Consider the following 22,122-nt stretch of genomic DNA (forward strand, 5'->3'; position numbering starts at 1 on the left):
GTCCCATCTCGCGTCGTACGACTGACTCGCACCGTGCTCGCACCGGCCGGTGCGAGATCCATCCTTACCGTTCCCCCGCGGATCACACGGATACGCCGGTCCTTCCCGCGGGCCGCGCCCACCCGAGTAGGGTTCCCGGGTGAGCGAACAGGCGGAGAAACCCTTCCTCTACGTCGTCGTCTGCGCCGCAGGCGTGGCCGCCGGGGTGGACGAGCTGATCACCGCCGCGCAGGAGCGCGGCTGGGAGGCCGGCGTCTTCGCGACACCGGTCGCCATGGACGGCTTCTTCGACGTCGCCGCCGTCGAGGCGCGGACCGGCCGTGTCGTCCGCTCCGCCTGGCGCCGTCCCGGCGACCCGCGGCCCTTCCCGGCGCCGGACGCCGTCGTGGTCGCCCCCGCCACCTTCAACACCGTCAACAAGTGGGCCGCCGGCCTGGCCGACACCCTCGCCGTGGCCACCCTGTGCGAGGCGTGCGGACTCGGCGTCCCCGTCGCCGTCCTGCCGTGCGTGGCCGACGCGCTGGCGTCCCACCCCGCGTACCGGGAGAGCCTGGCGCGGCTGAGCGCGATGGGCGTGCGCTTCGGCGACCCGTACGCCGGGCAGGAGCAGCAGGGCGGCACCGGCCCGGAGTTCGGCTGGGAGCGGGCGCTGGACCTGCTCGGACCGCGCTGACCGCCCCGGCTTCGAGTCCGCGCGAAGACGTACGCTCGCCCTGGCAGCGATGATCCCGAAGACAGGAGCAGCAACGATGCAGTACGTGAAGCTCGGTTCGACGGGCCTGGACGTGTCACGGGTCTGCCTGGGCTGCATGACGTACGGGGCTCCCGACCGCGGCACGCACGAGTGGACCCTCGACGAGGAGGCGTCGCGTCCGCTGATCCGGCAGGCGCTGGAGGCCGGCGTCACCTTCTTCGACACGGCCAACGTCTACTCCGACGGCACCAGCGAGGAGATCGTCGGCAAGGCGCTCGGCGACTTCGCCCGCCGGGACGACGTCGTGCTCGCGACCAAGGTGAACGGCCGGATGCGCCCGGGGCCGAACGGTGCCGGACTCTCCCGCAAGGCGATCATGACCGAGATCGACCACAGCCTCAGGCGGCTGGGCACCGACTACGTCGACCTCTACCAGATCCACCGCTTCGACCCGCACACGCCGGTCGAGGAGACGATGGAGGCCCTGCACGACCTGGTCAGGGCGGGCAAGGTCCGCTACATCGGGGCCAGTTCGATGTACGCGTGGCAGTTCTCCAAGATGCAGTACACCGCCGAGCGGCACGGCTGGACGAAGTTCGTGTCGATGCAGAACCACTACAACCTCCTCTACCGCGAGGAGGAGCGCGAGATGCTGCCCCTGTGCGCGGACCAGGGCGTCGGAGTGCTGCCCTGGAGCCCGCTCGCCCGCGGCCGGCTCACCCGCGACTGGGACACCGCCACCGAGCGCAGCGCCGCCGACGACTTCGGCAGCACGCTGTACCAGGAGGGCGACCGCGCGGTGGTCGACGCCGTCACCCGCATCGCCGGCGAGCGCGGGGTGCCGCGGGCCCAGGTGGCCCTCGCCTGGCTGCTGCACCAGGACACCGTGAGCGCGCCGATCGTCGGGGCGTCGAGGCCCGGGCACCTCGAGGACGCCGTGGCGGCCGTCGAACTGACCCTCACCGACAAGGAGACCGAGGAACTGGAGCGGCCCTACACGCCGCACCCGATCGCCGGCCACTGATCACCGGCCGCCCGCTCAGGGGCCGGTCCCGGGTTCCAGGGCGGTGACGGACACCGACGACGCGTCGCCGCCGCCCACCGGGACCTCACCGGCCGTCCACCGCACCTCGATCGGGTCGTGCTCGTCCGGGGGCGTGACGAGCAGCGCGGCCGGGGTGGCGGTGCGGGCACCGCTGATCTGCGGACTGGAGAACGACAGCCCCGCCCACGCGCTCGACCCCGGCGTCAGCGTGACCGTCCCGGGGGAGGAGGGCGCGCGGTCGGGGTCCGGGCCCAGCTGCCCGCCGGACGCGTCCACGAAGGCGGCGCCCGGATAGCCGTACAGGGTGCAGGTGCGGTCGGAGGTGTTGGTCAGCACGACGGGGAAGTTGCGCTGCCCGGCCCCCGGGTCGACGCGGCCGACGGCGGCGCGCAGTTCGGCGGTGCGGCAGCGGCCGTCGGTGCGGGCGGAGGCGGAGGCGGAACCGGCGGTGTCGCTGGGCGCGGTGGTGACCGCGGGCGCGGTCGGGGCGCGGGTGCCGTCGCCCGGAGGGCTCGTGCGCGGGGTTTTGGTGCCGTCGCCCGGGGCGGTCGTGCGCGGTGCCTCGGTGGGCCGCGGGGCGCTCGACGTACCGTTCTCGGTGCCGCAGGCGCCCAGCAGGCCGAGCAGCGCGACGCCGCTCGCGAACAGGGCCGTGCGGCGTACGGGCTGGGACGTGTTCGCCATCGCTTCTCCACACTCCCGTCGGGTCTCGCGCACGGACCGGCGCGCGGGGCGGCGCCGTACGCCGTGAGCTTCGAGTGTCCCGCCCCACGGGCCGGGAAACGAGGGGCGCGCGCCCGTCCGCCTCCGGGCTCACTCCTCGTCGAGCAGGCCCAGCTCCGCCCAGATCGTCTTGCCCTCGGCCGTGTGCCTGCTGCCCCAGCGCTGGGTGAGCTGGGCCACCAGCAGCAGACCGCGGCCGCCCTCGTCCCAGGTCCTGGCCCGGCGCAGGTGCGGCGCGGTGTGACTGGTGTCGGAGACCTCGCAGATCAGCGTCGACGCGTCGTGGATCAGCCGCAGCCGGATGGGCGGGGAGCCGTACCGGATGGCGTTCGTCACCAGCTCGCTCACCACCAGCTCGGCGGTGAAGGACGCCTCCAGCAGGGCCCACGAGGACAGCTGCTCGACGACCTGCTTGCGGACGGGCGCGACCAGCGACGGGTCGGCCGGGATGTCCCAGGTGGCGACCTGGCCGGCGGGCAGCCCCCGGGAACGCGCCAGCAGCAGGGCCACGTCGTCGGCGGCGCCGCCCGAGGGGAGCAGGGCGTGCAGCACCCGGTCGCACAGCGCGTCCAGGGACCGGCCGGGCGCCGCCAGCGCCTCGCGGAGCAGTGCCTGACCTGCCTCGGCGTCCCGGTCCCGGCTCTCGACCAGCCCGTCGGTGTAGAACGCCAGCACGCTGCCCTCGCGCAGTTCCAGCTCGGCCGACTCGAACGGCAGCCCGCCCACGCCCAGCGGGGGTGCCGAGGGCAGCTCGACCAGCGCGGGCGGCCCGTCGGGCGGGAGCAGGACGGGCGGCGGATGCCCGGCCCTGGCCAGGGAGCAGCGCCGCGACACCGGGTCGTACACCGCGTACAGGCAGGTGGCGCCGACCTCGCCCGTGCCCTCGTCGCCGGACTCCTCGGAGAGGCGGACCACCAGGTCGTCGAGGTGGGTGAGCAGCTCGTCGGGCGGCAGGTCGATGTCGGCGAGGGTGCGGACGGCGGTGCGCAGCCGGCCCATGGTGGCCGAGGCCTGGATGCCGTGGCCGACGACGTCCCCGACGACCATGGCGACCCGCATCCCGGACAGCGGGATGACGTCGAACCAGTCGCCGCCGACGCCCGAGCGCGCCGCCGGGAGGTAGCGGGAGGCGGCCTCCACCGCGGCGGTGGGCGGCAGCCAGCGGGGGAGCAGGCTGCGCTGGAGGGTCAGGGTCGTCTCGCGCTCGCGGGAGTAGCGGCGGGCGTTGTCGATGCAGACGGCGGCGCGGGCGGTGACCTCCTCGGCCAGCAGCCGGTCGTCGTCCGTGAAGGGGTACGGCCGCCGGAACCGGGTGAAGACCGCGACGCCGAGGGTGGTGCCGCGGGCCTGGAGGGGGACGGACATCGTGGCGTGGATGCCGTACTCCTCCACCCGCCGGACGCGTACGGGGTCCCACGCGCGCCACCGCTCCAGGTCCCCGGAGGGCACCGCGGCGACGATCGCGCGGCCCGCGACCAGGCAGTCGGCCTGGGGCGAGCCCGCGGGGTAGAAGTCCAGCTGCCCCGGCCGGGCCACCGCCTCCGGGGCGCCCGCGTTGACCGACCGGTGGGCGGCGCGGCGCAGGCCGACCGGCGGCGCGGGCACGGCGGGGGGCTCGTCGCCGTGCTCCTGGGGGTCCAGCAGGTCGACGCTCACGAAGTCGGCGAGCGTAGGGACGCACACGTCCGCCAGTTCCTGGGCCGTGCGGGTCACGTCGAGCGTGGTGCCGATGCGCACGCTGGCCTCGTTGACCAGGTGCAGCCGCTCCCGGGCGAGGTGCTGCTCGGTGAAGTCGTGGGCGCTCACACAGACCCCGCGCACCCGGCCCTCGGCGTCCGTGAGGGGCGCGATACGGGCGTGCCAGGCGTGGGCGCGGCTCTCGCCGGTGGCCTGGAGGTGGGTGTGCATGTCGTACCCGCGGCCGGTGTCGAGCACCTGCCGCAGGCGCTGCTCCAGCTCGGCGTTGCGGGGCCGGCTGCCGAGGTCGGTGGGCCGCAGACCCCTCAGGCGGTCGGCCGGCAGTCCGATGAGCCGGGCCATGGCGTCGTTGGCACCGCGCAGCCGGAGCCGGTCGTCGAAGATCATCGTGGCGCACGGGGACTGGGTGAGGGCCGCTCTGACCAGCGGGTCGTCCGGGTGGTCGGGGCCTCGGTCCAGCGGCGCGACGGCGAGCCAGGTGCCCGGGCCGTCGTCCGGCGCCGGTCTGCGGTGGGCGAGCACCCACACGGTCACGGTGTGCCCGTCGCGGTGGCGCAGAGCCAGGGTGCCGTTCCACCGGTCCTCGCCGGGTCCGGGAGGGGTGCCCCCGTGGCCGTCGGCCAGCAGACCGGCGGCGGGCCGTCCCACGACCTCGGCGGACGGGTGGCCCAGCAGCAGGCGGGCGCCCTCGTTCCACTCCCGCAGGGTGCCGGACGCGTCGACGACCGCGCGGGCGGTGGCGGCATCGTCGAACGGGTTGACCGGACTCATCGTCGCCACTCCATTGCGCACACCCACAGTGAACAGCGCGTCACCTGGATCCCAGCCTAGTGCGTCCGGGCTCCGCGCGGACCCGATCGACCGGGTCCGGGTAGGCGAGGGCGGCGCGTAAGACGCCGGACTGCCGTGCCACCCGGGACGGAAAGGGCTTTCTGCGGCGTTGCCGGGCTCGTGTGGCGGGACGTCAGAAGCTGTCTGTCGGCGATCGGTTGTGATTGTTTCCGGGTCACGAGGGGGTCATGAGGGGGGCCGCGAAGGGCTCGCGGAGGGGGAATCAGTCGTGTCCGGACCGTTGACGGGGTGTCATGTCTGCCACAAGCATGGCGGGCGACCGCGTTTGGGAGCGCTCCCATTCACCCGGAGCGCTCCTGTCGACGTGAGCGCCACCCGTCCCTCCCCCGAGGAGCCCAGACGTGAACAGACGCAGAACCGCGCTCGTCTCCCTGACGGCCCTGCTGGCGGCGGCCGTCACCGCGCTGCCCGCGGCACCCGCCGGGGCCGAGGAGACCGAGCAGGTCAGGAACGGCACCTTCGACAACGGCCTCGAGTCCTGGTGGGCCAGCGGCAACGTCACCGCCGGCGTGTCCGACGGCCGGCTGTGCGCCGACGCGCCCGGCGGCACCGCCAACCGCTGGGACGCGGCCGTCGGCCAGAACGACGTCACCCTGGCGGCGGGGGAGACGTACCGGTTCTCCTTCAGCGCGACCGGCACACCCGCCGACCACGTGGTCCGGGCGATCGTGGGCCTGTCGGTGTCCCCGTACGACACCTACTACGAGGTGAGCCCGCAGCTCAGCGTGTCCGGCAACACCTACTCGTACACCTTCACCTCGCCCGTCGACACGACCCAGGGGCAGGTCGGCTTCCAGCTCGGCGGCACGCCGGAGGCATGGCGCTTCTGCGTGGACGACGTGTCCCTGCTGGGCGGGGTGGAGCCCGAGCCGTACGTGCCGGACACGGGGCCGCGGGTGCGGGTGAACCAGGTCGGCTACCTGCCGTCCGGTCCCAAGAACGCCACCCTCGTCACCGACGCGACCTCGCGCCTGCGCTGGCAGCTCAAGGACGCGGGCGGCCGGACCGTCGCCGACGGCTGGAGCGTGCCGCGCGGCGTGGACGCCTCCTCCGGGCAGAACGTCCACTCGATCGACTTCGGCCGCTTCAAGGCGCGCGGCGAGGGCTACACCCTGGTCGCCGACGGGGAGACCAGCCGTCCCTTCGACCTGGGCACCGCCGCCTACGAGCGGCTGCGCACCGACTCCGCGAAGTACTACTACACGCAGCGCAGCGGCACCCCCATCAGCGGGGACCTGCGCCCGGGCTACGCCCGCTCCGCCGGACACGTGGGTGTGGCGCCCAACCGGGGCGACACCGAGGTGCCGTGCCAGCCCGGTGTCTGCGACTACACCCTCGACGTCTCCGGCGGCTGGTACGACGCGGGCGACCACGGCAAGTACGTCGTCAACGGCGGCATCTCCACGTGGGAGCTGCTCAGCACCTACGAGCGCTCGCTGCACGCCCGTACGGGCGAGCCGTCCAAGCTCGGCGACGGCACCCTCGCCATCCCAGAGAGCGGCAACAAGGTGCCGGACATCCTCGACGAGGTCCGCTGGGAGCTGGACTTCCTGCTGAAGATGCAGGTGCCTCAGGGTAAGCCGCTGGCCGGCATGGCCCACCACAAGATCCACGACGAGGCGTGGACCGGTCTGCCGCTGCTGCCCAGCGACGACCCGCAGAAGCGCGAGCTGCACCCGCCGACCACCGCGGCGACCCTCAACCTGGCGGCCACGGCGGCGCAGGCGGCCCGCCTCTACCGCCCCTACGACCGGCAGTTCGCCGACAAGGCGCTCGACGCGGCCCGCACGGCCTGGGCGGCCGCCCGGGCCCACCCGGACGTGCTCGCCGACGAGACCGACGGAATCGGCGGTGGCGCCTACCCCGACAGCGATGTCGCCGACGAGTTCTACTGGGCGGCGGCCGAGCTGTACCTGACCACGGGGGAGCGGGACTTCAAGGACTTCGTGCTGAACTCCCCGGTCCACACCGCCGACATCTTCGGCCCGCTCGGCTTCGACTGGGCGCGCACCGCGGCGGCGGCCCGGCTGGACCTGGCGACCGTGCCCAACCGGCTCCCCGGCCGGGACCAGGTCCGCCGCTCCGTCGTCCAGGGCGCCGACACCTACCTCGCCACCCTGAAGGCGCACCCCTACGGCATGCCCTACGCCCCCGAGGACAACGTGTACGACTGGGGCTCCAGCCACCAGATCCTCAACAACGCGGTCGTCCTCGCCACCGCCTACGACATCACCGGCGGCGCCAAGTACCGTGACGGCGCGCTCCAGAGCATGGACTACATCCTGGGCCGCAACGCGCTGAACATGTCGTACGTCACCGGCTACGGCGAGGTCAACGCGCACAACCAGCACAGCCGCTGGTACGCCAAGCAGCTCGACCCGGCGCTGCCCGCCCCGCCGGACGGCACCCTGTCCGGCGGACCCAACTCGAACATCCAGGACCCCTACGCGCAGAGCAAGCTCCAGGGCTGCGTCGCCCAGTTCTGCTTCATCGACGACATCCAGTCCTGGTCGACCAACGAGCACACCATCAACTGGAACGCCGCACTGGCCCGGATGGCCTCCTTCGTGGCGGACCAGAGCTGACCGCGCCACCACCCCGCTCGCCTCCCGCGGTACCGCCGGATCACCGCTCTGACCTGGTGCTATTTACTGGTCAGTACCCGCGCGGTACCGTGGGAGGCATGCCAGCTCTGAACGTGGAGTTCAGCGACCGCGAGCTCGAGGACCTGCGGCAGATCGCCAAGGAACGCGGTACGTCGATGAAGGCGCTCGTGCGGGAGGCCGCCGCCGCCGACATAGCCCGGCACCGGGCGCTGCAGGAGGGGGCGGAGGCCTTCCGCCGGTTCTTCTCGGCCCACGCCGACGAGTTCGCCGCCGCCTTCCCCGACGACGAACCACCGCCCGTCAGGGGCGAGGGGCGGGCCGCCTGACCCATGGCACCGGTCCTGCACATCGACGTGCCCTGGCTGCTCCAGCGTCATGAGGAAGTACTGCCGGAGCAGCCCACGATCAACGACTTCTCCGCCCTGGTCGCCGCCGTCGCCCGGCACCGGGTCGACCCGCCCCGCCTCGGCGTCGACTCCGACCCGGCCTGGCGGGCCGCCGCCCTGCTGCACACCCTCGCCGTGCTCAAGCCGCTGCCCTCGGCCAACGCCCGCTTCGCCTGCGCGACGGCCGTGGCCTACATGTACGCCAGCGACGTCGGCATCGACCCGCCCTACGGAGCCCTGGTCGACCTCGCGCGCGACCTCATGTCCGGCAAGGCCGACGTCTACGGCGCGGCCGACCGGCTGCGTTCCTGGCAGATCTGAACGCCGAATACCGAAAGCCGGTGCCGTCCGCGAGAGTTGTAGCGGAATCTGACCTTTCTTCAAAGGCGGCCGAGGTTGTCCGGTCGCCTTGTTGACCATGAGCTGCTTGTGCGAGAGTGAAGCACCCGTGCGGGGGGTAAAGGCCGGGTCTCGCGCGCGTCTTGATGAACCAGGTCCGAATTTCGCCGTGGCGAATTCGCGCTCCCCACACCGCGCCCAAAAGGTATACACCAATCGGGGTTCCCTTTTCGGCGACCAGGACTTCTGAGTCAGCTGCGCGTGGGAAGGAACCGTCTCAGTGCCCACCCCCCACCCCCCTCGACCCGCGTACCCGCCCTCCGGCGGGGTTCCCGGGGAGTCCGACGAGCTGCTCGCCGCGCGGTTGAGGGACAGTCCGGAGAGCGTGGCGGCCCAGGCCGCCGCGCTGCTGATGGCGCGCCACTGGCGGCCCGCCCACGACTACGCGACCCTCTGCCTCGCCGCGTCGGGGCAGGCTGCGGCCATGGTCACCGCCGCGGCGTGGCACCGGGTCCTGGACCGGCTCGCCCAGGGGGACGCGGCCACCGCCCTGCGTCCGCGCCTGCTGGTGGCCGTCCGGGACACGGTCCGGCAGTGGTCCGGCGACGACGCGATATCCGGAGTTCTCCCGGACCTGCTCAAACCCGCCGGCGGGCGTGGTATGCGGGCGGCGAAGTCACTGACTCCGGAAAACCGCACGCTGGCCGCGCGGGCATTCGCCTCCCTTCCCGGACCGGCCCGTTGTTTGCTGTGGCACACGGAGGTCGAAGGTGAACCGATAAGCGTCCCGGCCGGTCTCCTCGGGATGGATACCGACACCGCGTCGGTCACGTGCGCGCAGGCACGGGAGAAATTCCGCGAGGCGTGTCTGGACGCCCACCGGCAACTCGCGCCCAGTCAGGACTGCCGCTTCCACAGCCGTCTGCTGGACGTCCCGATCCGCCGGGGCGGCGCCCTGCTGCCCGACGTCCGCAGGCATCTGGCGGACTGCCGGCACTGCCGGCACGCGGCCGAGCAGCTCGGGCACTTCGAGCGGGGGCTGGGGACGCTGATCGCCGAGGCGGTGCTCGGCTGGGGCGCCCGGCGCTACCTCGACTCCCGTCCGGGGCGGGCGGCGCCCGGCGCGCTCGCCAAGGGGGCCGCCCGGCACCGCGGCGGGCGCCCGGGACTGCTGGCGCGGATCCCCGTGCCCGCGCGCCGGATCCCGGGCCGGCCGCGTTCCGGCCGGGCGGCGCTGAGACAGTTCGGCGCCGCCTCCGTCGGCGTGCTGGCCGTCGTGCTCGTGGTGAGCGTCTGGTCGTACGGCGGCGGCGGCGCCGATCCCACCGCCTCCACGAGCGCCGTCGGCGGCGACGGCGCGGCGTCCGGGACCAGCCGGCCGCGACCGTCCGACGCGGCCGGCGCACCCGCGGCGGCCGACCGGACGCGTCTGCGCAACGTCGCCGCGGACCTCTGCCTCGACGTGCGGGGCGAGCCGAAGGCCGGAGCGGGCACCCGGCTGGCGGCGTGCTCCGAGGCGTGGACCCAGCAGTGGACCCACGAGGACGACGGGCTGCTGCGCAGCGTCGCCGACCCGGGACTGTGCCTGGACTCGCGGGCGGACGCCGGGGTCGTCATCCTCGGCACCTGCGCCGACGCGGGCACCGGGCGGGGCGACGACGTGCGCTACGACCTGAGCGGGCAGGGGGAGCTGGTGCCGCGCTGGCAGGACCAGCTCGCCGTCGCCGCCACCACCGTCACCACGGACGCCGACATCGTGGTGAAGGTGCGTGACGACTCCGAGGGCCAGCGCTGGCGGACCGATCCGGTACCGACGGCGGACGGCTCCCTGTCCGTCTCCGGTACCGGCGCCCCGGACGTCCGGAAGGCGGAGCTCCCGGGCGGCTGACCCGTCCGCGCGAGCACGGCCCGACGGTCATGGCCCGACGGTCATGGCCCGGTCGGTCGCACGGGGTCCTCGACGAGGTCCGCGGGTCCCGGCGTGAGCGGCGAGGCGTGTCCCGACAGGGCCAGCGTCAGGTCCAGCTCGGCGAGCAGGCAGCGGATGACGTGTTCGACGCCCGCCTGCCCGTCGAGGCCCAGGCCGTAGACGTAGGGGCGGCCGAGCAGCACCGCCCGGGCGCCGAGCGCGAGCGCCTTGAAGACGTCGTCGCCGGTGCGCACGCCGCTGTCGAACAGCACGGTGAGCCGGTCGCCGACCGCCTCCACCACGCGCGGCAGCGCGTCGGCCGCGGCGACGGAACCGGCCACCTGCCGCCCGCCGTGGTTGGAGACCACGACGCCGTCCATCCCGGCGTCGGCGGCGAGCCGGGCGTCGTCCGGGTGCAGGATGCCCTTGAGGACGATCGGACCGTCCCAGTTCTCCCGCAGGAAGGCCAGATCCGGCCAGGACTTGGCAGGATCGGAGAACATGCCCACGAAGTGCATCACCGCCGCGTCCGGGTCCTCGTGGACCGGCTTCGCCAGCCCCGCCCGGAACGCCGGGTCGGAGAAGTAGTTGGCGGTGCCCACCCCGCGCAGGAACGGCAGGTACGCCTGGTCGAGATCGCGCGGGCGCCAGGACAGCAGCGGCGTGTCCAGCGTGACGAACAGCGCGGTGTACCCGGCCGCCCCCGCCCGTCGCAGGAAGCTGCGCGCCACCTCGCGGTCCTTGGGCCAGTACAGCTGGAACCAGCGCTCGGCGTCGCCCATCGCCTCGGCCACCTGCTCCAGGGGCGTGCTGGAGGCCGACGAGAGGACGTACGGCACGCCCTGCGCGGCGGCGGCCCGGGCGGCGGCCGGCTCCGCGTCCGGGTGCATGATCGACAGGACCCCCACCGGGGCCAGCGCCACCGGCGCGGGCAGGCGGCGGCCCAGGACCTCGACCGAGAGGTCCCGCTCGTGCACGTCGCGCAGCATGCGCGGGACGATGCGGCGCCGGTCCAGGGCGGCCCGGTTGGCGCGGGCGGTGCTGCCGTCACCCGCGCCGCCGGCCACGTACCCGACGGGGCCGGGGCCCAGGCGCCGCTCGGTGAGTTCCTCGAGCCGGGTCAGGTCCGTGGGCAGGCGGGGTACGGCACCCGTCATCCCGTTCAGGTAGATCTCGTACTGGAAGTCCGCCCAGTGCTTGGCCATGCCCAGGTCCCGCCTCTCGTCGTCCTGCTCGCGCCGCGAGCACCGTACCCGCGAGTATGTCGGCGCCCTGGGGCAGAGGGAACGGGCGTGTTTCCGGAGTGTTTCCGGCCTATCGGCGAAGGTGCGGATCACGCCATCCGGCCAGTTCGCGCCGCAACGACCGATCAAGAACCGCCGGGAATGGGACTTGAAACGTTCGAGGTCTGTGACTTCGCGCCACTGATTCAATACGCAAGGTTACCGAAACCCATGGGGTCGAGATGAGTTTCGGCGACGGACTCGGCATAGTCGCGCTCGCCGTTCCGGCACACCGAGCCGGAACGGCACCCTCCTCGAAACGAGCGGAAGGATGCACACAATGCGGAACACCGCGCGCTGGGCAGCGACTCTGGGCCTGACGGCCACCGCCGTCTGCGGGCCCCTCGCCGGGGCCTCCCTCGCCTCCCCGGCCACCGCCCCTGCGTCGCTCTACGCCCCCTCGGCCCTCGTGCTGACCGTGGGGTACGGAGAGAGCGCTGCCACCGCCGCACCGATACGCGCGGTCACCCTGACCTGCGCCCCGACGCCCTCGGGGACGCACCCCGCGGCCGCGTCCGCCTGCGCCGAACTGCGCGGCGCGGGCGGCGACCCCGGCGCCCTGTCCGCCGACCCCGGTGTGCTGTGCACCCGGGAGTACGCCCCCGTCGTCGTCACCGTCGCCGGGGTCTGGCAGGGCCGGCACCTCTCCTACGAACGCACCTTCGCCAACGAGTGCGTGAAGAACGCGGGCAGCGCGAGCGTCTTCACCTTCTGAGGACCGGGACCCGTGACCCGTGCGGCATGACCGGCGGCTCGCCACTGGGGAGTGCGAGCGTCGCCGTACGGGACGCGCGGTCCCGCACCGGGGGCGGCGGGCGGAGTGGGGCCGTCCGCCGTCCTCCCCGTCGTCCGGTCCGCGTCGTCCGGTCCGCGTCGTCCGGCCCGTCCGGCCCGTCCGGGGCGTCAGCCCTTCGCCGTCGGCCCGTCGCCCGCCGCGGACGACCTGGCGCGGTGACTGGTGTCGCACCAGGGGTAGCGCCGGCTGCGGCGGCAGGTGCACAGGGCGACCCGGAAGCGGTCGGACGAGACCGTCGTCCCGTCCTCCAGCTCCACCTCCACCGGGCCCTCGACCAGCAGCGGCCCCCGCCGCTGCATCCTGACCCGGCGCCGGTCGCCGGCGTCGGACGGGCGCGGGGGATCAGACGGGGAGTTCGGCACGGACGACCACCAGCTCTTCCTCGTTGTCGGTCCCGGACAGCAGGCCGCGCCTGCGCAGCCAGGGTTCCCGGCCGCGCACCACGGGACCGAACGCGATCCGCTGCCGCCGGGTGACCGCCGCCTTCAGACCGGACTCACGCAGCTGTCCGACGGTCAGCCCGGGATCGCTGAGCGCGGACTGCACCAGCAGCAGCACCCCGCCGGGCCGCAGCAGCGCCGGAACCTCCCGGCAGATCCGGTCCAGGACCAGCCGCCCGTCGTGGCCCGCGTCCCAGGCCCGAGCGGCACCGCGCGGCCGGCGCCCGCCGCCCGGGGCGGGCACGTACGGCGGGTTGGCCAGCACCAGGTCGAACGACTCACCGCGTACGGGGGTGAAGAGGTTCCCGTGCCGGACACGGATCCGCAGCCCGGCCCGGGCGGCGTTCAGGCGCGCCGCGTACACCGCCCGCCACGACACGTCGACCGCGGTCACCAGCGCGCCGCGCCGCGCCGCGGTCAGGGCCAGGGCGCCCGTGCCGGTTCCCACGTCGAGTACGGCGGCGCCCGGCGGCAGCGCCTCGTCGGACAGGGCCCCGGCCAGCAGAGCGGTGTCCTCCTGGGGGGCGTAGACGCCCGGTAGCACCATGAAATTCACGGAACCCACGTACCCCGGCGTTCACGGAATATGGGAGATTTCGGGAGACTCGCGGGACGGGCGGGACAGCGGGGTACGCAGGGACGACCGCCCCGCCCGCCAGTCGGCGAGCAATTGGGCGCCGAAGCGGCCCTCCACGAACTCCGTGGCGTCGATGCCGAAGGCGACGTCCGCCGCGAGGTGCGGTTCCTGCTCCAGCAGCCCGTCGATCACCTCGTGCCGCACGATCTGCTCGTGCACCGCGTCGGCCTCGACGTGCTCGTCGTAGAAGTGCTCGGCGGCCGGCCCGGCACCGGCGCGGCGCATCGCCTCGGCGAGCCGCCGCGAACCGGGGGACGAGGTGATCTCCACCGCCGCGAAATGACCCACCAGCGCCCCGCGCAGTTCCCGGTGCAGGCCGAACAGGGACATCATGTTCACCGTGACCAGGCACTCCGCGGACGCCGCGTCGAGATGACGCCCGTACGCCGTGTCCAGGCCCAGGTCCGCCATCAGGTCGGCGAACAGGCGGGCGTGCACCCGCTCGGCACGGCCGCCGCCGTACTCGTCGAACTCCACCGCCGCCATCGCCGCCTTGGCGCGCCCCCACAGCCGGGGCAGCACCCAGGCGTGCGGGTCGGCCTCCTTCAGGTGGTACAGGGAGCGCTGGGCCGCGTACTCGCGCAGGTGCCACAGCTCGCCCTCGTCCCGCAGGAAGTGACTCACGCCCTTTCCGTCGACGGGCTCGACGAGCAGCGCCCCGACCGCGTCCGCCACGCTGTCGTGGACCGGGGTGTCGGCCCGCAGGGCGGACAGGAAGCGGTCCTCCATGGCGGCCCGCGTGCCCAGCAGGCCGGGGTCCCACTCCAGGGCCGGGGACACCCCGGCGAAGCCCCGGTAGTGCAGTTCGTAGCACTGGTACAGGGCGAGCTGGAGGTCGTCACCGTACGGCGACGCGGCGGCGACGGTCTCCGGGGCGGGCAGCGGGCCCGTCCCGAGCAGATAGCCGCCGACGGCCTCGGAGAGCGGGCCCCGGGCCGTCGGCGGCCGCGGTCCTTCGCGGTCGGTGGGAGGGGTGTCGTACTCGGTGTCCATGACCTCGCGAGTACCCGGCGACCGCCGCGGCACCCCGTTCCGCGCGGCGGCGCGGGTCACTCTCCCTCGGCGTCCTTCTGGGCCCCGGTGTTGGGCGAGGTGGCGTCACCCGCCTCGCCCCGGCGCGGGGCGTCGTCGGCCTCGGCGTCGCGGGGCCGCGCCTCCTCGATCTCGCGCAGGACCTCCTCGATGGCCGTCTCGGGCTCCTGAGGGGTGCGGTGGTCGTTCTCGGACATGTGATCTCCCGTTCCTTGCTTCTTGCGTTCGTACGTTTCCCGTCCGGCGGGCCCGTGGACCCGCTCAGCCGGACGTGGTGGCGATGCGCAGCGGCACCGGGGCGGGCGCCGCAGGGGCCTCGTCGTTGCGGCGGACGACCTCCGCCCACCAGGAGGGGCCGTCCTCGATGTGACGCAGCAGGATCCCCTCGCGGATGGCCCAGGGGCAGAGGGTGACCGACTCCAGTCCCGTCAGCTTCATCGCGGTGTGCCCGACCACCGCCCCGGCCAGACTCTGCGCCGCCCGTGGCGCGGAGATGCCGGGCAGCCGGGCCCGCTCGGCGGCGGACAGGGCGGCCAGCCGGCCGGCCGCCTCACCTAGGTCCGAGCAGAGCATCCGGCGCTCCACGAACGGCCCGTGCCGGCCCGGTGAGGCCCCGCACAGCCGCCCGAGCTGCTGGAAGGTCCGCGAGGTGGCCACCGCAGTGCGCGGCCCCTCCCAGCGGATCCGCGCCGCCACGTCCCGCAGCTGATGGCGGACCTTGCGGCGCAGCGCCCGGACCTGCTCCGGCTCCGGAGCGTCCTCGCCGCCCGCGAGGAACTCGTGGGTCAGCCGCGCCGCCCCCAGCGGCAGCGAGGCCACGAAGTCGGGCAGCCGGCCGCGGCCGAAGGCTACCTCCAGCGAGCCGCCGCCGATGTCGAGCAGCGCCAGCGGCCCCGCCCGCCAGCCCATCCAGCGCCGGGCGCCCAGGAAGGTCAGCTCCGCCTCCACCTCGCCCGGCAGGGTGCACAGGGCGATACCCGTACGGTCGCGGACGGTGCGCAGCACCTCCCCGCGGTTGGGCGCGGCACGCACCACGGCGGTCGCGAAGGCCAGCGGGTCGGCCGCACCCCAGCGGGCCGCCGTCCGGCCGGCGTCGGCGACCGCCTCCGCGAGCCGCTCCACCGCCTCCCCGGGGATCGGACCGCCGGGCTCGACCTGCTCCGACAGCCGCAGCCGCCACTTGGCGGTGTGGACCGGCAGCGGTACGCCGCCCTCCGCGTCCGCCACCATCAGCCGGACCGTCTTCGAGCCCACATCCACCACGCTGATACGCATGAAGGCCCAGGTACCCATTTCGGCGCCCGCCCAACGGTCCCGGGGCGGTACGGCCGGAAACCGGACGCTCCGCCCGGCACGTCAGGCCAGCTGTCGCCGCACCAGCTCGTACAGCCGACCGCCCGTGTCCGCGAGGAGCTGGGCCGGCGGGCCCTGCTGGGCCACCTTGCCGTCCTCCATCACGATCACGCGGTCGGCGTCCAGCACCGTGGACAGCCGGTGGGCGATGACGATCCGGGTGGCGTCGAGCGCCTTGGTGGACTCGATCACCGTGCGCTGCGTCTCGTTGTCCAGCGCGCTGGTCGCCTCGTCGAAGAAGAGGAGACGCGGCCGACGGATCAGCGCCTGCGCGATCATCAGCCGCTGCCGCTGGCCCCCGGAGACCGCCCCGCTGCCCGAGACGATCGTGTGCAGGCCCATCGGCATCCGCTCGATGTCCTCCGCGAGGCCCGCCATCCGGGCCGCCGCCATCGCCTCCTCGGGCGTGTACGGCTCGGTGCCGCAGATGACGTCCAGGATCGAACCGGTGAAGGGCTGCGCGTGCTGGAGCACCACCCCGCACTGCCGGCGCACCGCCGACGGGTCGAGGGCGGACAGGTCCTGGCCGTCGTACAGGACACTGCCCGACAGCGGCCGGTCGAAGCCGATCAGCAGCCTCAGCAGCGTCGACTTGCCGCAGCCGCTGGGACCGACGATCGCCACGAACTCGCCCGGCCGGACCTCGAAGGACACGTCGTCCAGGACCAGCGGACCGTCGTCGGTGTACCGGAACGACAGCCGCCGCGCCTCGATCGCGCCGGACAGCGGCCCCGGCCGGGTGCTCGACGCACGCACCTCGGGCGTGGCGTCCAGGACCGGCCGGATCTCCTCGAAGAGCGGCAGCGCGGCCACCGCCGACACGAACGCGCCGGTCAGCTGGGCCACCGAGGTCAGCAGCATCGTCACCGACGCGTTGAAGGTGAGGAAGTCGGACGCCGACATCGAACCGCGCGCCGGGCCCGCCAGCAGCATGAACATCAGGAGGGTGCACAGCGGCAGGTACACCGCCGCGAGCACCGCGTTCAGGTTCTTGACGCGCCCCGCCCGCTGCTGCAGCTCACGGCTGTGCGCGAACCGCTCCGCCCATGCCGCGTACGCGTAGTTCTCCGCCGCCGCGACCCGCAGCTTGGGCAGCCCGCGCAGGGTCTGGAACGCCTGGTTGTTGAGCTGGTTGGTGAGCTTGACCAGCCGCCGCTGCCAGCGCACCTGCCACAGGCCCAGCGCCAGGAACACGGCGGCGACGACCACCAGCATGCCGATCGCGGCGAGTGCCATCGGCACGCTGTACCAGAGCAGCAGACCCAGGTTCATCACCCCGACCGTCACCGACTGGGCCACCGTCGGGCCCACCCCCGCCAGCAGTCTGCGGATCGCGCTGATGCCCATCGCGGCGCTCGCCAGCTCGCCAGTGGACCGCTCGGTGAAGAACGTCGTCGGCAGCCGCAGCAGCCTGTCCCACACGGCCGGCTGGAGCGTCGCCTCGATCCGTCCCTCCAGCCGCAGGATGGTGAGGTTCTGCATCAGCATGAAGGCCGCCGCCACGACACTGCTCAGCATCACCGCGAGACACACCTGCACGATCAGCCCGGTCTGGGCCTTCGGCACGAACTCGCCGAGCACCTTGCCGGTCGCGACCGGCACCAGCGCGCCGAGCGCCACCGTCACCAGCCCGGCGAGCAGCAGAGCGGTCAGGTCGCCGCGGGTGCCCTGGAGGCAGAAGCGCAGCAGCCGCAGCGGGCTGAGCCGCCGTTCGGGCAGCGGCCGGTAGAACATCACCGCACGCGGCTCGAACTCCTCGGCGTTCGCCTTCTCGACCGGCGTCCGACGGCCGGTGGCCGGGTGGACGGCCACATAACCGCCGCGCTGCCACAGCAGTGCCACCGGCGCCCCCGACAGGGCCCGGTGACCGACCAGCGGTCCTATGTCGTCCCGCCACCAGCGGCCTTCCAGCCGTACGGTCCGGGTCCGCACGCGCGAGGCGACGGCCACCCGCTCCACGGGGTCGGTCCGGTCGCCCTCCGCGCCGCCCCGGGCGGGCTCGGCGAGCGTGATCCCGGCGGCGCGGGCGACCAGTGCGCACGCCGCGTACGTGGCGTCGGCGTCGGCGGCCGTGGTGCGCCGGTCCGACCGCCTGCCGATGGAGGCGAGCAGCGTCCGGTCGGCCCGGGCGCGCACCGCCTCACCGGCCCTGATGCCGGCCGCCGTCCGCGTCTCGTGGGTGCGCTCCAGCTGCTCGATCCAGCGGTCCAGGGTGGTCAGCAGCCGGTACTGCTGGTCGACCATGCTCTGCCACAGCGCGGGGTCCATGAGCAGGTCGGCGGCGGCCTCGTCGCCGTACACCGCCCCGTACTGCACGCTGCCCGGCGGGACCTGCATCCAGAACACGTCGTCGTCGGTGGGCGCCGCGGCCCCCTCGTTCGCCATCGGCGCCTGGAACAGGACGCTGAGGCTGCGGCCCACGCCGAGGGCGAGGGCGTACTCCAGCGGACTCGTCGTCGGCGGCACGTACCGGGCGTTGCCGTACTCGTCGTACGACCAGGTCTGGGTGCTCGCCGGCTGGTACAGCTCGCGCAGGGCGATGCGGTGGACCACGCAGTCCCGCAGCGGACGCGCGACCAGCGTGTGCTGGGGACCGGCGACCGGCCCGAGCAGCACCGAGCCCGCCTCCAGCCGGCCCAGGTGGTGCCAGTGCCCCTGTTCCCCGGCGTCGACGGCGAACAGGTCGGCCGCGCCGGACGCCACCAGCCACAGGACCTGGGGACCCTCCAGGTCCAGGCGGGTGAAGCCGGCGCAGTCGACGCGGGTGCCCAGCGAGCCGAGCGCCCCGAGGACGAGGTCGCCCTGGCCTTCGTGCACGGAGGTCATCTCACCGCTCCCTGACCAGCGCCGCGTACGCGCCGCCGTGCGCGACCAGCGCCTCGTGCCGTCCGCGCTCCACCACCGTGCCGTGCTGGAGCACGACGATCTCGTCGCTGTCCCGCACGGTGCTGAGCCGGTGCGCGATCACCACGCAGGCGCAGCCGCGCCGGCGCAGGTTGTCCATGACCACCAGTTCCGTCTCCGCGTCCAGGGCGCTGGTCACCTCGTCGAGGACGAGGATGCTCGGCCGGCGGACCAGGGCCCGGGCGATCTCCAGGCGCTGGCGCTGCCCGCCGGAGAAGTTCCGTCCGTCCTGCTCGACCCGGCTGTGGATGCCGCCCGGGCGGCGCATCACCACGTCCTCCAGGGCGGCGTCCCTGAGCGCCTCCACCACCGCGTCGTCGGGGACCGACGGGTCCCACAGCGCCACGTTGTCGCGCACGGAGCCCTCGAAGAGGAACACGTCCTGGTCGACGAAGGAGACGGACGACGCCAGCGCCCCGCGCGGGATGTCCTCCAGCCGCCGGCCGTCGATGCGGATCACGCCGTCCCAGGGGGCGTACAGCCCCGAGATCAGCCGGGACACCGTGGACTTGCCGCTGCCCGAGCCGCCGACCAGCGCCACCTGCTGACCCGGCCCGACGGTCAGGTCGAAGCCGGTGAGCAGGGGCTTGTCGAGCGGGTTGTAGCCGAACGAGACGTTCTGCAGCTCGACGTGACCGCGCAGCCGGCGGGTGGAGTCGATCCCGCCGGGACGGTCGTGGAGCGGGTCGGTCCGGAAGTTCTCCACGTCCTTCAGCCGGGCCACGTCGGCCGCGAAGTCCTGGATGCGGCCCGCGACGCCGTTGAGCCGGGTCAGCGGGGCCGTGAAGCGCACCACCAGCGCCTGGAACGCGACCAGCAGACCGACCGAGATGTGGCCCTCGACCGCCCGCATGCCGCCGATCCACAGGATCAGCCCGCTGTTGAGCGTCGCCAGCGTCGGCGCGACCACCCCCAGCCAGGCGCTCGGCACCCCGAGCCGCTGCTGCTCCTCCAGCGTGGTGGCGTGCTGCCCCGCCCACTTGCGGAAGTAGCCGTCCTCACCGCCGGTCGCCTTCATCGTCTCGATCAGCTGGAGGCCGGTGTACGCGGTGTTGGTCAGCCGCGCCGTGTCCGCCCGCAGTTTCGCCGTACGGGTGGCCCGCAGCTTGATGACGATCCGCATGGCGAGGATGTTGAGCAGCGCCACGCCGATGCCGACGAAGGTGAGCTGCGGGTCGTACGTGTACAGCAGCACCGCGTACAGGACGACGACGATCGCGTCGACGCCCGCCGCGGCGAGGTCGCGGGCCAGGGTCTCGGCGACGGCGTCGTTGGACTGGAGGCGTTGCACCAGGTCGGCCGGACTGCGCTGGGAGAAGAAGGTCACCGGCAGCCGCAGCAGGTGGCGCAGGAAACGGGCGCTGGAGAGGGTGGAGGAGATGATGCGGCCGTGCAGCAGGTTGGCCTGCTGGAGCCAGGTCAGCACCACCGTCAGCAGCACGCAGGCCGCCATCGACGCGAACAGCACGCCGAGCAGCGAGGTCTGCCCCCCGATCAGGAACGTGTCGATGTAGGTACGGCTGAGCGCGGGCACCGCCGCGCCCACCGCCACCAGCAGCAGGCTCGCCAGCACGGCGGCGGGCAGGGTGCCCGCGGTGCCGCGCAGCCGGGCCGGCATCGCGCCCAGCACACCGGGCCTGCGGCCGCCCCGGGTGAAGTCCTCGCCGGGCTCCATGGTCAGGACGACCCCGGTGAACGACCCGTCGAAGTCCTCCAGGGACACGAAACGGCGGCCCTTGCCGGGGTCGTTGACGAACACCCCGCGCCGACCGAAGCGGCGCCCCATGCCGTCGTAGACGACGTAGTGGTTGAACTCCCAGAAGAGGATGGCCGGTGCCGTCACCTCGGCGAGGGCGGCCAGGTCCATCTGCATGCCCTTGGCGGTGAAGCCGTAGCCGCGGGCCGCCTTCAGCAGGTTGCTGGCGCGTGAGCCGTCGCGGGAGACGCCGCAGGCGATGCGCAGCTCCTCCAGCGGGACGTGCCGGCCGTAGTGGCCGAGCACCATCGCGAGGGACGCGGCGCCGCACTCCACGGCCTCCATCTGCAGCACGGTCGGTGTGCGGACCGTCTTGGCGCGGCTCTTGGGCACGCGGCGCTCGGGCGGGGCGGCGCGGCGTCTGCCCCGGGTCTCCTGTGCGGTACTCACGGCAGCAGCCAATCGACGGGACGCTGGTCGGCCAGCCGGATGGAACCCTCGGCCATGGTCATGGAGGTCAGCTCGAAGGGCGGTCCGTCCGCGGACGACCAGGCGTAGCCGCTCTCGGTCGACTTCGAGGTGTCCAGGCGCACCGTCACGGCGACCGGCCTGCCCTCCTTGGTGAACTGCTCGCCGAGCTGGCTGTCGCCGAGGAACGCGGAGATGGTCTGCGCCGACTGCGCCGAGCGGTCCACCGACTTCACCGTGCCGCGCAGGACGCCGTACTGCTGGGTCGGCACCGACTGGACGGTCAGGTCGACCGAGGCGTGCGCGGGGATGGCGGCGGCCTTCTCGGCGGGGACGTAGACCGTGGCGTAGAGCGGGTCGCCGGCGTGGGCGACCTTCTCGACGGAGGCGACGTTGGCGCCGGTCTGGATGATCTGCCCGACGGTCGCCGCGAGTGCGCTGACCCGGCCGGCGTCGACCGTGCGGACCACGCTCTCGCCCTCGTTCGTGCGCACCTTCAGTACGGGGGAGTCGGCGGGTAGCCGCTCACCCTGGCGCGCGAGGACCGCGGTGACCTGGCCGGAGACGGGGCTCTGCAGGAGGTAGCTGCCCTGCCCGTGGGTGAGAACGGCGGGCGCGCCGACCGTGGAGGTCACCGATCCGCTCACCGCCCACACGGAGGCGGCGGCCATCGCGACCACGGTCACGGACAGCACCAGCCAGCCCTGCGGGCGGGCGAAGCGCACCGGGAGGTCGAGTTCCTCCGGCGACTGGAGTTTGGTGAGGGCCTGTTGGCGGAACTGCACGTCGGACGTATCCCAGAGTTTCCCGGAGAAGCCCGCGCGGCGTGGCGCGGGGCTTGAGAAGAACGGCCGAAAAGTCCCGGAGCCTGGAGGGCTCCGGGACTCAGCGGCATGGGGGCGCGATCAGAGACCGGCGACCAGGTTGGTGACCGGGGCCGTGTTCAGGCCGGTGACGCCCTCGACGGTGCCGATGGCGGTGTTGACCAGGCCGGAGACCGGGGCGATGCCGTCCACCAGGCCGGTGACGGTGCCGACGGCGTTCACGGACAGACCGCCGGAGACGTTGTCGAGGTCGGCGTCGGAGATCTCGACGGTCTCAACCTGGGGGGTGGAGTTCATGATGGAACTTCCCTTCGTATAGCCATTTCACAAGGGGGGAGCGGCCCCCTCTGGGGACAGATGACGGCCGCGACCGCGGGTGCCGGGCGGCCCCTTTCCGGAGCCCTCCGCGACCGCCGCGGTGCGATGGATCAAAGCAC

General features: G+C 73.6%; 19 protein-coding genes. 7 read left to right on the plus strand and 12 right to left on the minus strand.

What is annotated here, in order from left to right:
- Positions 1-139 precede the first annotated feature (139 nt).
- A complete protein-coding gene (locus tag ACFIF2_RS21380; protein ID WP_395574793.1) occupies positions 140-673 on the plus strand; it encodes a flavoprotein in 534 nt (177 codons plus the stop codon).
- 76 nt (positions 674-749) lie between these two features.
- Positions 750-1,718: an aldo/keto reductase gene (locus ACFIF2_RS21385; protein WP_395574794.1), complete on the plus strand. Its 969-nt coding sequence runs from the start codon at positions 750-752 to the stop codon at positions 1,716-1,718.
- 15 nt (positions 1,719-1,733) lie between these two features.
- On the opposite strand, the gene ACFIF2_RS21390 is transcribed toward ACFIF2_RS21385, so the two are convergent.
- Positions 1,734-2,423 carry a DUF4232 domain-containing protein gene (locus ACFIF2_RS21390; RefSeq protein ID WP_395574795.1) on the minus strand — a complete coding sequence of 230 codons (690 nt, stop codon included), beginning with the start codon at positions 2,421-2,423 and terminating at the stop codon, positions 1,734-1,736.
- Positions 2,424-2,552: 129 nt separating this feature from the next.
- On the minus strand, positions 2,553-4,931 hold the full coding sequence (locus ACFIF2_RS21395) for a SpoIIE family protein phosphatase (protein WP_395574796.1): 2,379 nt from the start codon (positions 4,929-4,931) through the stop codon (positions 2,553-2,555).
- Positions 4,932-5,353: 422 nt separating this feature from the next.
- Between ACFIF2_RS21395 and ACFIF2_RS21400 the strand changes: the two genes are divergently transcribed.
- From ACFIF2_RS21400 to ACFIF2_RS21415, 4 genes are all read left to right on the plus strand, one after another.
- Positions 5,354-7,597 (plus strand): glycoside hydrolase family 9 protein, encoded by a 2,244-nt coding sequence (locus tag ACFIF2_RS21400; RefSeq protein WP_395574797.1) that lies wholly within the window; start codon positions 5,354-5,356, stop codon positions 7,595-7,597.
- Positions 7,598-7,695: 98 nt separating this feature from the next.
- On the plus strand, positions 7,696-7,944 hold the full coding sequence (locus ACFIF2_RS21405; RefSeq protein WP_030975726.1) for a hypothetical protein: 249 nt from the start codon (positions 7,696-7,698) through the stop codon (positions 7,942-7,944).
- Positions 7,945-7,947: 3 nt separating this feature from the next.
- On the plus strand, positions 7,948-8,325 hold the full coding sequence (locus tag ACFIF2_RS21410; RefSeq protein WP_395574798.1) for a toxin Doc: 378 nt from the start codon (positions 7,948-7,950) through the stop codon (positions 8,323-8,325).
- A gap of 298 nt (positions 8,326-8,623) precedes the next feature.
- Entirely contained in the window at positions 8,624-10,231 is a 1,608-nt protein-coding gene (locus ACFIF2_RS21415) for an RICIN domain-containing protein (RefSeq protein ID WP_395574799.1), read from the plus strand.
- Positions 10,232-10,272: 41 nt separating this feature from the next.
- On the opposite strand, the gene ACFIF2_RS21420 is transcribed toward ACFIF2_RS21415, so the two are convergent.
- Positions 10,273-11,457, minus strand: a complete 1,185-nt coding sequence (locus ACFIF2_RS21420; RefSeq protein WP_395574800.1) for a lactate 2-monooxygenase — start codon at positions 11,455-11,457, stop codon at positions 10,273-10,275.
- 358 nt (positions 11,458-11,815) lie between these two features.
- Here ACFIF2_RS21420 and ACFIF2_RS21425 point away from each other — a divergent pair, with 358 nt between their 5' ends.
- A complete protein-coding gene (locus ACFIF2_RS21425; protein WP_395574801.1) occupies positions 11,816-12,250 on the plus strand; it encodes a protease inhibitor in 435 nt (144 codons plus the stop codon).
- A gap of 188 nt (positions 12,251-12,438) precedes the next feature.
- On the opposite strand, the gene ACFIF2_RS21430 is transcribed toward ACFIF2_RS21425, so the two are convergent.
- The 9 genes from ACFIF2_RS21430 to ACFIF2_RS21470 form a co-directional block, all read right to left on the minus strand.
- A complete protein-coding gene (locus ACFIF2_RS21430; protein WP_395574802.1) occupies positions 12,439-12,693 on the minus strand; it encodes a CDGSH iron-sulfur domain-containing protein in 255 nt (84 codons plus the stop codon).
- Positions 12,674-13,318, minus strand: a complete 645-nt coding sequence (locus tag ACFIF2_RS21435; protein ID WP_395574803.1) for a HemK2/MTQ2 family protein methyltransferase — start codon at positions 13,316-13,318, stop codon at positions 12,674-12,676. The genes ACFIF2_RS21430 and ACFIF2_RS21435 overlap by 20 nt, the downstream gene beginning before the upstream one ends.
- Before the next feature lie 30 nt (positions 13,319-13,348).
- Positions 13,349-14,401, minus strand: coding sequence for an iron-containing redox enzyme family protein (locus ACFIF2_RS21440; RefSeq protein WP_395574804.1), 1,053 nt, complete (start codon positions 14,399-14,401; stop codon positions 13,349-13,351).
- 56 nt (positions 14,402-14,457) lie between these two features.
- Positions 14,458-14,637, minus strand: coding sequence for a hypothetical protein (locus tag ACFIF2_RS21445; protein WP_395574805.1), 180 nt, complete (start codon positions 14,635-14,637; stop codon positions 14,458-14,460).
- Positions 14,638-14,701: 64 nt separating this feature from the next.
- Complete coding sequence (locus ACFIF2_RS21450) at positions 14,702-15,715, minus strand: Ppx/GppA family phosphatase (protein WP_395574806.1); 1,014 nt, start codon at positions 15,713-15,715, stop codon at positions 14,702-14,704.
- Between the two features lie 81 nt (positions 15,716-15,796).
- Positions 15,797-18,619, minus strand: a complete 2,823-nt coding sequence (locus ACFIF2_RS21455) for an NHLP bacteriocin export ABC transporter permease/ATPase subunit (RefSeq protein ID WP_395574807.1) — start codon at positions 18,617-18,619, stop codon at positions 15,797-15,799.
- A gap of 1 nt (position 18,620) precedes the next feature.
- The gene (locus ACFIF2_RS21460) at positions 18,621-20,843 is read right to left on the minus strand and encodes an NHLP family bacteriocin export ABC transporter peptidase/permease/ATPase subunit (RefSeq protein ID WP_395574808.1); all 2,223 of its coding nucleotides are present in this window, start codon (positions 20,841-20,843) and stop codon (positions 18,621-18,623) included.
- Positions 20,840-21,646, minus strand: coding sequence for an HlyD family efflux transporter periplasmic adaptor subunit (locus ACFIF2_RS21465; RefSeq protein ID WP_395574809.1), 807 nt, complete (start codon positions 21,644-21,646; stop codon positions 20,840-20,842). The genes ACFIF2_RS21460 and ACFIF2_RS21465 overlap by 4 nt, the downstream gene beginning before the upstream one ends.
- Before the next feature lie 120 nt (positions 21,647-21,766).
- Positions 21,767-21,982, minus strand: coding sequence for a type A2 lantipeptide (locus tag ACFIF2_RS21470; protein ID WP_395574810.1), 216 nt, complete (start codon positions 21,980-21,982; stop codon positions 21,767-21,769).
- Positions 21,983-22,122: the final 140 nt, after the last annotated feature.

The organism is Streptomyces sp. BK79, assembly GCF_044142145.1.
Classification (GTDB): domain Bacteria; phylum Actinomycetota; class Actinomycetes; order Streptomycetales; family Streptomycetaceae; genus Streptomyces.

Excerpts from the sequence above, each read along its gene's own strand:
- ACFIF2_RS21385 (WP_395574794.1), top strand. The coding sequence starts at position 750 with ATGCAGTACGTGAAGCTCGGTTCGACGGGCCTGGACGTGTCACGGGTC.
- ACFIF2_RS21390 (WP_395574795.1), bottom strand. The coding sequence starts at position 2,423 with ATGGCGAACACGTCCCAGCCCGTACGCCGCACGGCCCTGTTCGCGAGC.
- ACFIF2_RS21395 (WP_395574796.1), bottom strand. The coding sequence starts at position 4,931 with ATGAGTCCGGTCAACCCGTTCGACGATGCCGCCACCGCCCGCGCGGTC.
- ACFIF2_RS21405 (WP_030975726.1), top strand. The coding sequence starts at position 7,696 with ATGCCAGCTCTGAACGTGGAGTTCAGCGACCGCGAGCTCGAGGACCTG.
- ACFIF2_RS21410 (WP_395574798.1), top strand. The coding sequence starts at position 7,948 with ATGGCACCGGTCCTGCACATCGACGTGCCCTGGCTGCTCCAGCGTCAT.
- ACFIF2_RS21420 (WP_395574800.1), bottom strand. The coding sequence starts at position 11,457 with ATGGCCAAGCACTGGGCGGACTTCCAGTACGAGATCTACCTGAACGGG.
- ACFIF2_RS21425 (WP_395574801.1), top strand. The coding sequence starts at position 11,816 with ATGCGGAACACCGCGCGCTGGGCAGCGACTCTGGGCCTGACGGCCACC.
- ACFIF2_RS21435 (WP_395574803.1), bottom strand. The coding sequence starts at position 13,318 with ATGGTGCTACCGGGCGTCTACGCCCCCCAGGAGGACACCGCTCTGCTG.
- ACFIF2_RS21440 (WP_395574804.1), bottom strand. The coding sequence starts at position 14,401 with ATGGACACCGAGTACGACACCCCTCCCACCGACCGCGAAGGACCGCGG.
- ACFIF2_RS21445 (WP_395574805.1), bottom strand. The coding sequence starts at position 14,637 with ATGTCCGAGAACGACCACCGCACCCCTCAGGAGCCCGAGACGGCCATC.
- ACFIF2_RS21450 (WP_395574806.1), bottom strand. The coding sequence starts at position 15,715 with ATGCGTATCAGCGTGGTGGATGTGGGCTCGAAGACGGTCCGGCTGATG.
- ACFIF2_RS21455 (WP_395574807.1), bottom strand. The coding sequence starts at position 18,619 with ATGACCTCCGTGCACGAAGGCCAGGGCGACCTCGTCCTCGGGGCGCTC.
- ACFIF2_RS21470 (WP_395574810.1), bottom strand. The coding sequence starts at position 21,982 with ATGAACTCCACCCCCCAGGTTGAGACCGTCGAGATCTCCGACGCCGAC.